Annotated in this window: 5 protein-coding genes; 1 reads left to right on the plus strand and 4 read right to left on the minus strand. The window is 64.8% G+C overall.

The genetic code is table 11. The features are described 5' to 3' along the window. Nucleotides 1–149: 149 nt before the first annotated feature. Entirely contained in the window at nt 150–5,468 is a 5,319-nt protein-coding gene (gene pulA / locus BBIA_RS10460) for a type I pullulanase (RefSeq protein WP_238548498.1), read from the minus strand. A 600-nt stretch (nt 5,469–6,068) separates the two neighbouring features. On the opposite strand from pulA (BBIA_RS10460), the gene BBIA_RS10465 reads away from it, so the two are divergent. After that, complete coding sequence (locus BBIA_RS10465; RefSeq protein ID WP_051923983.1) at nt 6,069–7,163, plus strand: LacI family DNA-binding transcriptional regulator; 1,095 nt, start codon at nt 6,069–6,071, stop codon at nt 7,161–7,163. An 874-nt stretch (nt 7,164–8,037) separates the two neighbouring features. Here BBIA_RS10465 and BBIA_RS10470 read toward each other — a convergent pair. From BBIA_RS10470 to pulA (BBIA_RS10480), 3 genes are all read right to left on the minus strand, one after another. Beyond that, nucleotides 8,038–8,820 (minus strand): TraX family protein, encoded by a 783-nt coding sequence (locus BBIA_RS10470; protein WP_033492624.1) that lies wholly within the window; start codon nt 8,818–8,820, stop codon nt 8,038–8,040. A gap of 263 nt (nt 8,821–9,083) precedes the next feature. Continuing rightward, nucleotides 9,084–9,956, minus strand: a complete 873-nt coding sequence (locus tag BBIA_RS10475) for an HAD family hydrolase (protein ID WP_033492625.1) — start codon at nt 9,954–9,956, stop codon at nt 9,084–9,086. Nucleotides 9,957–10,120: 164 nt separating this feature from the next. Continuing rightward, nucleotides 10,121–12,166 carry a type I pullulanase gene (pulA, locus tag BBIA_RS10480; protein WP_238548499.1) on the minus strand — a complete coding sequence of 682 codons (2,046 nt, stop codon included), beginning with the start codon at nt 12,164–12,166 and terminating at the stop codon, nt 10,121–10,123. Between the last annotated feature and the right edge of the window lie 25 nt (nt 12,167–12,191).

Here is a 12,191-nt window from a genome sequence, read left to right on the forward strand (position 1 = left end):
ACTTTTTATTCCCGCTTCTTCAAACTTTTTTCAGAACCGCGCGTCAGAACCCATCAGTCCACAGCAGACCGCGGCAACACGCAGAAAATACGAAAGGGGCGCCCGGCAGATGAAACCGGGCGCCCCTTTCAGGCATCGATCAGGTCAGCTCACAGGCCGTACCACGCGATGCCTTCGGCTCGCCAGCCGCGATGAGCGGACGTGATCACGTCGTACTCATACTTGCTGGTCGTGTACAGATGTTCCCCATTAGAAGGGTTATATGCACGATACACCGTGGTCTGTCCATCGCTCGGCTGGTACCAGGCGATGCCCTCGGCACGCCAGCCGTAGCGGGTGGTCAGGATCGTGTATTCGCCCTTGTTCGCGGTCCAGTGGTGGTTGCCGTTATTCGGGTTGTACGCGCGGTACACCGGGGTGCCCTTGTCGGCCTGCTTGAACGCGACGCCCTCGTAGTTCCATCCGATCTTGACCAGATGGTTCTTTTCGTTGGCGTTGGCCGTGTAGTGGTGCAGTCCGGAGTGCGGGTTGTACAGACGGTACACGGACACGGTCTTGGCCGCCGGCTTGGACGGCTTGGAGGGTTCAGACGGCTCGTCCGGCTCCGGAGTCGGGTTCGGATCCGGGTCGGGGGTCGGCGTCGGATCAGGATCCGGCGTCGGCTCGGCCGCGGCCTTCTTGAGCACGGTCGTCGACAGCGCGCCGACGTTCGCCTTGCCGTCCGCGCCGACCGTCACCTTCGCGCCGCCGTCCGTCGTGACCTTGCCGTCGGCGACGAGCGTCTCGTACGCGCCTTCCGGCACGCCCGACACGGCCGCCGCGGCATCGTTCGCGTTGAACGCGACCACGTACGTGTCGTCGCCGTCGGTCAGCTGGTACGCGACCACGCCGTCGGACTGCTGCAGCACGGTCATGTGCTTAGCGATCTCGTCGTAGTCGGACAGGTGCAGCGCGGCGATCGACTTGCGCAGCTTGATCAGGCCCTTCACGTACGCGACGGAGTCGGCCTGCTCGACGGTGCGGTTCCAGTCGATCGCGTTGACCTTGTCGCCCGCGTTGTAGCTGTTGCCGTTGCCGCCCTTGGTGCGCAGGAACTCCTGGCCGAACTGCATGTCGGTGATGCCCTGCGACAGCAGGATCAGCGAGTCGGCGAGCTTGGCGCGCGCCAGACGCACCGCCTCGCTGTCACCGGCCGCGCTCTTGACGAGCTTGTCGTACAGCGTGAGGTTGTCGTGGATCTCGACGTACTGCACCACCTGGTCGGCGCCCGCGTACGCGGTGTCAGAGGACCCGTTGTTGCAGTGTCCGGTGTCGTCGATGCCGTCGCGCTTGTTGTTGCAGCCGAGCAGGTTGGTCGCGATGAGGTTCTCCTTGCCGGCCTTGCCGGTCACGAAACCGGTGTCCTCGTCGGAGAACACGCTACCCTTGATCGCATCGCGCAGCGAGTCGTTGAAGAACGCCACGCCCGGCACCTTGCTGGCGTTGGGCTGAGTGGTCTCCTGGTCGCCGATCGCGTCGGTCATGTCCCAGCCTTCGCCGATGACGAGGATGCTCGGATCGATCTTGTCCAGCGCCGCGCGCACCTGCTTCATGGTGGTCTGGTCAAGCAGGCCCATGAGGTCGAAGCGGAAGCCGTCGACGTTGTACGTCTTCGCCCAGTAGGTCACCGAGTCGACGATGTACTTGCGGGCCATCGCGCGTTCGGAGGCCACGTCGTTGCCGCAGCCGGAGCCGTTGGTCAGGTTGCCGTTTGCGTCGTAGCGGAAGTAGTAGCCGGGGACGGTCTTGCCGAACGCGTGCGTGGAGGCGTTGTACACGTGGTTGTACACCACGTCCATCACCACGTACAGGCCGTTCTTGTGCAGGCCCTTGACCATTTCCTTCATTTCCTTGACGCGGGCGCTCGGGTTGCTCGGATCGGAGGAGTAGGAGCCTTCCGGCACGTTGTAGTTGACCGGGTCGTAGCCCCAGTTCTGCGCGCCGTCGGCGCCGTAGCTCAGGTCGCCGGTCTCGTCGACGGAACCGTAGTCGTAGACGGGCATGATCTGCACGTGCGTCACGCCGAGCGACTTGAGATAGTCGATGCCGGTGGACGCCGCGCCCTTCTTGCCGTCGACCGTGGTGCCCTCCTCGACGAAGCCGAGGTACTTGCCGCGCTTGTCGGCGGAGACGCCGGAGGTCGGCGAGATCGTCATGTCGCGAACGTTCGCTTCGGTGACGATCGCGTCGGTCGGCTTGCTGAACGACTTCATGCGCTTGCCTGCGTCGCCCTGCTCGGATTCGGACAGCACGACGGAGCGCTCGCCGTTGGCCACAGCGGCGGTCGCGTACGGGTCGGGGGACGTGTTGACCGTGCCGTCGGCGAACGTGAGCTCGTAGTCGTAGGCGTAGTCCTTGAGATCGCCCTTGACGCCGAACGACCACACGCCCTTGTCGCCGGACTTCTCCAGCGTTTCGGACTTGGTCGCGGCGGCGTCGGTCTTGGACGAATCCTGGTACAGGCGCAGCGTGACCTTGGTCGCGGTCGGCGCCCACAGCTTGAACGTGGTCTTCTCGGCCGTGTAGTTCGCGCCCAGGTCGTCGCCGTCGTACGCGTACTTCTTGTCGAACGCGTCGGAGCGCACAACCGCGCCGAGCGAGACGTTCTGCGTGCCGTAGCCGTCAACGCTCACCTGGTACGCCTTGGTCACGTCGAGCTCGCCCTTGACGGTGATGGTCAGCGTGTTGCCGTCGGCCTTCACGTCCTTGACGTCGGCGCCGCCGACGCTCACCTTGGAGGCGAGGTCGTCGGCCGCGATGGACTTGTTGAGCTTGGCGGTGATGGTCGTGAAGTCGCTCATCTGCGCGGAGACGATCGTGCCCTTGGCGTCGTACAGCGTGCCGTTGGTGTAGATCTTCGGATCGCCCTGGACGAGCCAGATTTCGGCGTTGGCCGTGCCGTCGTCGTTCATGGTGATGGCGGACTGCGGGATGGTGCGGTTGTTGTCGTCCGGGTCCTTGGCTTCCCAGCCGTCGCCGCCGTAGCGGACGATGAACTGCGGCACGCTCATGCCGCCGCCGTTGAGCGTGTACTTGGCGGTCAGGCCGTAGTCGTCGTGCTCGGTGAACGGGTAGGCGGCGCCGTTGACGCCGTCGGCCCAGCCCCAGATGTCCCATGCCTTCATGCCGTCCTCGCTCGTGTAGTCGTCGGCGAGGCGATGGTAGTGGATGGTCACGTTGATCTTGTCTGCGGTCTTCTTGTAACCTTCCGGAGCCGCGGTGAGCGTCTCGTCGGGCTTGGATCCGTCGACCCAGATTTCGGCCGTGCCGGTGGAGCCGTCAATCAGGCGGTCGCCTCCGACCTTGTCCCAGCCTTCGGTGGTGACGATCACGCCGATCTTGTCGGCCTCGTACGCACCGTCGACGGTGGTTTCGAACACCTTGCCGTAGGAGTCCTCGCCGGTGAACGCGTGCCAGCCGGCCGCGAGCGACTTGCCGTCCTTGTCGGTGCCCCACATGTACACGCCGCGATCGGCGACCTTGTCGCCTTCGGCGGGCTTGTAGTGCACGACGACCTTGGTCTTGGGCTGGTACTGCTGCACGTCGGAGGGCACGCCGGCGCTGGCCTCGTGGTCCGCGACCGCGGTCCAGTGGCCCTGCGCGGTGTAGTTGCCGCCGCCGTTCGGGTTGTCCCAGTTGGAGCCGCCGTCGGTGAACACGTATTCAAACGACTGGCCCTTCGGGTCGACCGTGTACTTGACCCAGCCGTTGCCCGCGTCTTCCATCAGCTCGTGGCCCTGTTCGGCCCAGTTGTTGATGCCGTAGTGCAGGTACGCCTGCTTCCAGCCGTCGGGGAGCTTGTAGTAGATCGTGCGGCTCGTGTCGGTCGCGGCCTTGGCGGCCTCGTCGTTGACGGTCAGGTCGGGGTCGGACGGGTCGGACTTGGCGGTGCCGGTCCACTTGTCCTTGGTCGCACCCGCGTAGATCGCGATGGCCGAGTTCTTGCCGAGCGTCGCGTCGAACGTGCCGTCGTCCTTGACCGTGACGGTTGCGGAGCAGTCGCCGGTCGCGTACACGTTGCAGTATTCACCGGCGGGCAGCGACGTCTTGAACGTCTGCTTGGAGTCCTTGGCGCTGTTGTTGAGCGCGAGGTAGCCGACGTTGCCGCGGCCGAAGCCGAGCACGTTGCTGTCGTACGCCTTCCAGTCGGTCACGCTGGTGCCGGCGACGGCGTTGTGGAAGCCGATCATGCCGCGGATCGCGGTCCAGCGGTCGGCGCACTGCCACGTGCCCGGCGTCATCTTGCCGTCGGTCGGGCAGGTCATGTCGGGCACGCTGGTCGCGGTCGCGCCGGGCGCGCCGTCGTCGTTATTGTCGAAGTAGTAGCCGGAGTAGATGTGCGGCTGGCCGTAGTTGTACGCGAGCATGAACGCGTTCGCGAGCAGATACTTGGAGCCCTTCTTGTACGTGATCGCGGACGAGTTGCGTTCGGTGTCCCAGTTGGTCACCCACACTGCGGCCTGGTCGGAGTCGAGCCAGCCGGTGCCGCCGATTTTGCCGAGTCCCTTGCTGTCGCTGGTGATGTCGGATGCGAACGCGGCGGACAGGTGCGCGTTGTAGTTGAATTCGGAGACCTTGCCGTTGCCGACGTAGTTGATCGGCTGGATCGCGGCGGCCTCGCTCGCGTTGCCGATGACTTCCTGCTCGAAGAAGATGTCGTCGACGTTGCGGCCGGACTTTTCGGCCAGCTTGGCCTTGATGGCGGCCACGTCGGCGGCGGCGATGTGCTTGACCGCGTCGACGCGGAAGCCGTAGACGCCGAGCTGGAGCAGACGGTTCATGTAGTCGGCGAGCTTGTCCTGCACGTATTCCTGGCTGGTGTCGAGGTCCTGCAGGCCGGTCAGGCGGCAGTTCTGGACCTCGTCGGCGTTGGTGTAGTCGCCGATGTTCTTGTCGCAGTCGTGGAAGTTCTCTTTGGTGTACGGAATTGCGGGGAAGTCGCCGTTCGCGTCGAATTTGCTGCCGGCCACGCCGGTGCCCTCGCCGCGGTCGACGCCCGTGGTGTGGTTGATGACCGCGTCGGCGATGATCTGCACGCCGGCCGCGTTGCACACCTTGATCATGTTCTTGAGTTCAGCCTCGGTGCCCAGCTTGGAGTCGAACTTGTAGCTCACCGGTTGGTACGAGGTCCACCATTCGGTGCCCTGGATGGTTTCCATCGGCGGGGAGATCTGCACGTAGCTCACGCCTTCGGGGCCGTATACTTCGGTGCACTCCTTGGCCACGGAGTTCCAGTTGGTCTGGAACGCGATGGCGATGACGTCGCCGCCTTGCGCGGCGGCCGTCGTGCTGTTTGCCGTCGATGCGGTCGTGCCGTCCGCCTGCTGGGCCTGCGCTGGCAGCGCGGTGAGCCCGGCCGCGGTCATCGCGAATGCGATGCCGGTCGCGGCCACGCGTTTGGCGAACGAACTGAATTGTCGTACGACCATATGTGTCCTTTCACTCTCGCCCTTGAGCTCGATGAGTCATGTCGTCATTGAGCATCCTGCTTTGACAACGTTTGCGCGCATGGCAGCAAAGAAGCCATCGTTATCATCGAGGCCCCTTGCTTACGTTCGCATCTCGCAGTCGATGCCAAGGATATCACGTCGAGGGCGTATCCGGCAACGGGATCGGCGTCCCGCGCGAGCCGCGATAACGCACACACAACGCCGCCTTCCGCGCATCATCGCCGGCCCGTCTTCGCGACGTATCCGCACGCGTCTCCGCGACGTCGGACCTGTGCTGGTACCCGCGCCGACGCGACGTTACGCGGCATTCCGCAGCATCTCCGGCCGACCGCTGGCACATCATCAGCACATCATCGGCACACCGCCGGCGCACCGCCGACCGGCGCAAATCGGCCGCCCAAGCCATGCACAACCGGCTGCGACGCGCCCACGTTTCCCGATTTTTCACGGTTTTTGCGCAATAAAATCGTTGTACGGCAACCAATCTGCCAACGTATGCACTATGATGGAACCAATCTTGCAGTTGGAACAGCATCGTTGCCGCCCGAGCGGACGCGCTCACAACCTCAAAGGAGCACTATGACCCAAGCAGACATTTACGACGTCGCCAAGGAGGCGGGCGTCTCCATTTCCACCGTTTCGCGAGCGTTCACGCGTCCGGAGCTGGTGTCCATCAAGACCCGCCGCAAGGTCCTCGAAATCGCCGACAAGCTCGACTTCAACATCTCCCGCTCCGCCACCGCGCTCAAATCCGGCCAGTCGTACCGCGTCGCCCTGCTCATGAACGAAGAGATCACCAGCTGGTTCAACACGCAGGTGTTCGCCGGTATCGAATCCGTCATGCACCCCGACGGCTACGACATCTCCCTGTACCAGCACATCGACACCGCGCAGAACCGCCACGAGTTCTTCACCGAGCTGCCGGTGCGACGCAACGTCGACGCAATCTTCGTCGCATCGTTCGCCATCGACCCGCACGAAGTCGACCAGCTCAAGCGACTCAAGGTGCCGATCATCGGCATCAACACGCCTTCGTCCGACGGCTTCGACGCGACGATCAGCATCGACGACGAAAAGGGCATGTACAAGGCGACGCAGCATCTCATCAACCTCGGCCACAAACACATCGTCTACCCGTGCTCCGAAGCCGTCGCGAACCTCGACTCCTCCATCGATTCGCGCACGCGCGGCTTCATGCTGGCCTGCCAGGACGCCGAAAAGAAACGCGACGACCTCAACTGGGAGGTCCTGTCCGTGCCGCGCGGTCCGGCGTTCGCCGACTCCGCGCTGTCCGCGCTGCTCTCGCTCGACGAATTCCCGGACGCAATCTGCTGCCAGATGGACATGATGGCCATCCCGCTCGTGCTCAAGCTCGAACGCTACGGCCACCGCACGCCGCGCGACTATTCGATCATCGGCTTCGACGACAGCCCGTACGCCGACACGATCAACCTGACCACCATGCGCCAGGATCCGTACGCGATGGGCCGCGCCGCCGCCAACAAGGCGATCAAGCTCATCAACGGCAAGACGCTCGACGACCCATACGAGATCGTCGAGGCGCAGCTCGTCCCGCGCGGCACCGACGCCCCTACGATCTGGACGACTGAGCGTTCCCAACAACGCGAAACGGGGCTTGCGGCGGAAACCATCCGCCGCAAGCCCCGTTTGTGATCTCTTCGCATTGTGGTGCGCATGTACTGGCATGTCCGTCGTATCGGAATCGCGCTATCGCGCGATGCCGTGTTGGTCAGCGGCACTAACGTGCCGCGACGCTCCCCCAGTCGACCTTCGGTCGACAGCCCCCTCAACCGAGGGGGCCGAGGCTCCGCCAGCATCATGTGGTTCTACGGTCTTGAAGTAGAAACCTATAACACGCCTTGCAAGCCCCCTCGGCTGAGGGGGCTGTCAGCCGCAGGCTGACTGGGGGAGCGTCCGCGGCGCAGCCGCCGACAAGCACAGCATCGTGCAAAGCGCGATTCCATTACAAGCGATGCCACCACCAGAAAAAGAGCGGGAGCCTCCATGCGGGGATCCCACCACTTGCGGTCGTCCGGCCGATGTACCGCGTATGCCCACAATGAGTCCGACGGACACTGAGAGGTCCCGTCAACCATGCCCCGACACATGCGTCAACTATCCGCTACGACTAGACAACACTGAAAGGTCCCAGCCGAAAATGCCGGTGTGGGCATGGACGGGATAATACCGGCGGTCTGCCGGCTTTGACGACAGACGAATTCCAATCGTGGGCATAGACCGACCATTACCGCCCACCAGTCGTGGGTATAAACGGGCCATTTGCCGGATCGTGGGCATAGACGGTACACAAACAGGCCCATTCCAGTCCGTTCATGTACCATCTATGCCCACGAATCCCGGCAGTGTACCGTCTATGCCCACAACAAAGCTCGATATTCTCGGCACCGGTCTTGTTGTCACCGGCTTACCACCGGTAACGGCCCGCCTTCCATATCAATGGGATTGCAGTCCGCAAGTTCCTAGAGACCGACCTGGATCATCAGACCAGATCATCAAGGCCGGAGCGTCAGACCAGCAACGCCCCCGCCAGCAGCATGGCGGGGTAGAGCGCGTAGAACACCCACTTGGTCCACGGGCGTGCATAACCGAGGCGGCCGTTGCGGTAGTGCAGGAACGCGACGCCGATGCCCGGCGTGATGCAGGAAACCGCGCCGAGCAGGCCGGCCGTGAACATCATCGTGTTCTCGTGCTGGTTCAGGAAATAGAACACCATCACGAATGCAAGCGTGATCACGCCCGAGTACATCACCTGCTGGCTCACGCCGATACGCAGCAGCAGATTCCACAGCACGCCGGCCACAATCACCAGCGCGGTGAGCGTCCAGCGCGCGGCGCCCGCGTACTTGCGCCCGATCCAGTCGACCGCGACGAGCACGATGTACGCGAACACGAGTCCCCACATCGGATTGTGCGTGCGCGCGTCGAACCACTGACCGGTCATGATTTTGTCGTACGGCAGGCCGGCCACGGACGCGGCGACGAACAGCTGCGCCCAGTACCGCCAACGGTTGCGCGTGTGACGCCATCCGTCGAACAGCAGCCACGCGTAGATCGGCACGGCGCACCACGACGCGATCTCGCACACCACGGCCACGGTGAGCGAGGTCATGTTGTCGGCCGTGGGAACGCCGAAGATCAGCGGCACGAGCGTGACGGACGCGACCGACAGCGCCATGAACACGGCGCCGATCACCTTGAGCCGGAACGCGCTCAGTCCCCCGCGCCGGTACCCTCCGGCGTCCGCGCGCTCCGCAGCCTTGCGAACCTTCGCCATCTCGATCTCGTTCATGGTCACTCCGTTTCTGCTTCTTGGCCTGTGCCGGGCTTGAGCCGCTTGCCCTTATTGTCCTAGCTCCCCTTGTCAGGAAGCTGTCGCACGGTGGCTGAGGGGACGTCACAACCCATCCAACCCATCGCCACAAGTTCGGCAAAATAGCAGTCGACAACAACCAGCGACTGTCCACCGAGCCGTCACCGAACGCTCAACTCCCCCTGTCCAATAACGTTTGCACTGGCACATCGTCCCCGGCCCGATCCGGCCGGACGCCAAAATCAGAGATTGAGGAACCGTAGGATTCCGGCATAGTCGGCGCCGGCCAGCGACAGCACCGCCGACTCGCACACGGCCGGATCGTCGGCCGGGGAAATCTCAGTGCGCAGGTATGCACCGTCGATGCCGGCCGAACGCGCGCCGCCGATGTCGCAGCGCGAGTCGTTGCCGACCATGAGCACGCGGTCCGCATCCAGTCCCTCATACGCGAGCGCGCGGCGGAAGATCTCGGCTCCCGGCTTGCGCACGCCCTCGTCGCTGGAGATGACGATGCGGTCGAGCGCCGCGTCCAGTCCGAGCCGTTCGAGTTCCGGCCGCGTGTAGCAGGTCTGCGCGTTGCTGACGAGGACAACGCGCAAACCCGCCTCGTGCAGCGTCTGCAGGAATTCCAACGCTCCCGGATACAGGCGCAGCAGGCTCGTGCTCCCCTGCCGGAACGCCCACGCGAGCGCGCGGGCCGCGGCGGCGCGATCGTTTGCACCGTCTCGACCGTCATCACCGCGGCCATCACCGTGACCGTCATCGAGATCGCCGCCGTCCAGCAGCGCTGCATACGCGGGCAGCAGGTCAGGTTCGGCCCACTCGCCGCGTTCGGCGCGCGCCGCGTCGACGATCGGCCGCGCAGCCGCGTCGAACCGCGCACGCAACCCGGCATTGCGATCGGCGCAATCGGTGCAATCATCAACACGACCATCATCGCAGCCATCATCGCAACCGCCGTAGCGGCCATCGCCGCAATCGTCGTCGTACGCGACGCCGTATCCGGCAAGCGCGTCCCGCAACGCGTCCCACGCCGCGTCGGACGATTCGTCCGTGCGAATGTCGATCAGCGTACCGTACAGGTCGAAGAACACGGCGTCGTAGCGCATCGTCATCTCATCCTTTCCTGGTCCGCGACCGGCCGCGACCGGTCGGCCCAATCGCACAGATTGCCGCGGCAAACGTACGTACCGCGGCAATCGGTATCATCGCGTCACATGTTGCGCCGCACGTTGCACCGCCTATCGCGGCACACGCCGAACGGCCGTCGCGGCAGCCGTCACGCCCTGCGCCACACCGTAAAGCTGTACGGCGGCAGCGGCAGCCGACGATCGGCGACCGCGGGCGCGGGCGCGTCGCCGGGCTCGTCGATCCCGTCCGCGCCGCTCGCGCCGACCGACCAGTACACGCACTGCCAACCGTTCGGCGCGATCTTCGCGACCTCGCCGTACGGTCCAGGCAATTCCAGGTCGACGGTCGGCTGGTACTGTGTCTCGCCGGTCGGGTTGATGGCGATGCAGTCGTAGCCGACGCGGAACACGACCGTTTCGTCCGTGCGCGGCACGATCATGCGCGCACCGCCGTAGTACGCCGGATTGCCGCGGCGCAGCGCGATGAGCGCGCCGTAATGGTCGACAAGCGACGACAGCCGCTGCGCGCGCCGCCAATCGAGCTGGTTGAGTTCGACGGAGCTGGAGTACGAGTCGGAGTCGCCGTGCTTGGTGCGCGCGAACTCCTCGCCACCGAGCAGGAACGGCACGCCGGCGGCCGAGAACACGATGCCCGCGGCGAGACGGTTGGCGCGCATCAGGTCGTCGCACGACGGATCGTCGGCCGAATAGTCGGTTTCGGACGGCATGCGGCGCAGGACGGCGCACAGCTTGTCCCACAGGGTCAGGTCATCGTGCGCGGAAACGTACTGGATGACCTGTCCGACGCTCGCGGATTCGCGCATCGTGCCGCGCCACGCGTCCACGGCGTGGCGGATGTCGTCGGCGTAGTCGGCGGCCGCGCCGGTCAGATAGCCGGGCACCCAGTTGTAGAAGATGTGGCCGCGCACGGCGTCGCGCGTCGAGTCGCAGAACGCACCGATGCGCGTGCTCAGGCGGTTCAGGCCGCGCTTGTCGGCGAGCACGGCGCCGGACTTGGGGTCGAGCGCGGTTTCGCGGGCCGCCCACGGTTCGCCGTGCATGAGGATGGTCGCGCCGCCCGGCAGCGAGTCGAGCGAGGCGCGCACCGCATTCATGGTGTCCGTGTCGATGAGGCCCATGAGGTCGAAGCGGAAGCCGTCGATGTGGTATTCGCGCGCCCAGTACGTGACTGAGTCGACGATGTACTTGCGCATCATCGGATGCTCGCTGGCCACGTCGTTCGAGCACGCGGAGCCGTCGGAGAACGTGCCGTCGGCCTTGCGGCGCAGGCAGTAGCCGGGGATCATGCGCTCGAACCAGTTGTCGGTGGAGAACATGTGGTTGTAGACCACGTCCATGATGACCTTGATGCCGGCCGCGTGCAGTGCCTGGATCATCTGCTTGCATTCGCGGATGCGGGTCGCGCCGTCGAACGGGTCGGTGCTGTACGAGCCTTCCGGCACGTTGTAGTTGAGCGGATCGTAGCCCCAGTTGAACTTGCGTTCGGGCGAGCGGCGCGAGACGGTCTCGTCGATGGAGCCGTAGTCGTAGAACGGCATGAGCTGCACTGCGGTGACGCCGAGACGCTTGAGATACGCGACGCAGGTCGGGAATTCGCCCTTGCCGTCGACGCTGGAGTCGGGGTGCGTGAACGCGAGGTACGTGCCGCGATGCTCGTCCGGGATGCCGCTGTGCGGATCGTTGCTGAAGTCGCCGATGTGCGTCTCCCAGATGACCAGATCGCTGCCGTTGACGCGCGGACGGCGGTCCTTCGACCAGCCGGCCGGATCGGTGAGCGCGAGGTCGACGACCATGCTGCGTCGGCCGTTCACGCCGGCCGCGCGCGCCCACGGATCGGCCGTGCGCGCGGACGAGCCGTCGGGGAAGCGCACGATGTAGTCGTAGTAGACGCCGTGGCCGATGCCGTCGCAACGGACGAGCCACGTGCCGTCGGCGCCCGGGGTCATGTCGTGGATCTCCTCCGGATCCTCAGCCTCCTCGTCGGATCCGGCGGCAAACAGGCGCAATGTCACGCCGCTGGCCGTAGGCGCCCACACGCGGAACGTGGCGCCCTTCTCGTCGGGGAATGCGCCAAGGTCCGTGTCGGTGTAGACCGGATAGTCGGGGCACGGCATGGCCATGTCGGCGGGGGTCGACTCGACCGCCGCCGGTGCGGGAACTGGTGATGTCATCATGGTTCCTTTCCTCACCTGACTCCCC

The sequence above is a fragment of the Bifidobacterium biavatii DSM 23969 genome (assembly GCF_000741165.1).
Taxonomy (GTDB): domain Bacteria; phylum Actinomycetota; class Actinomycetes; order Actinomycetales; family Bifidobacteriaceae; genus Bifidobacterium; species Bifidobacterium biavatii.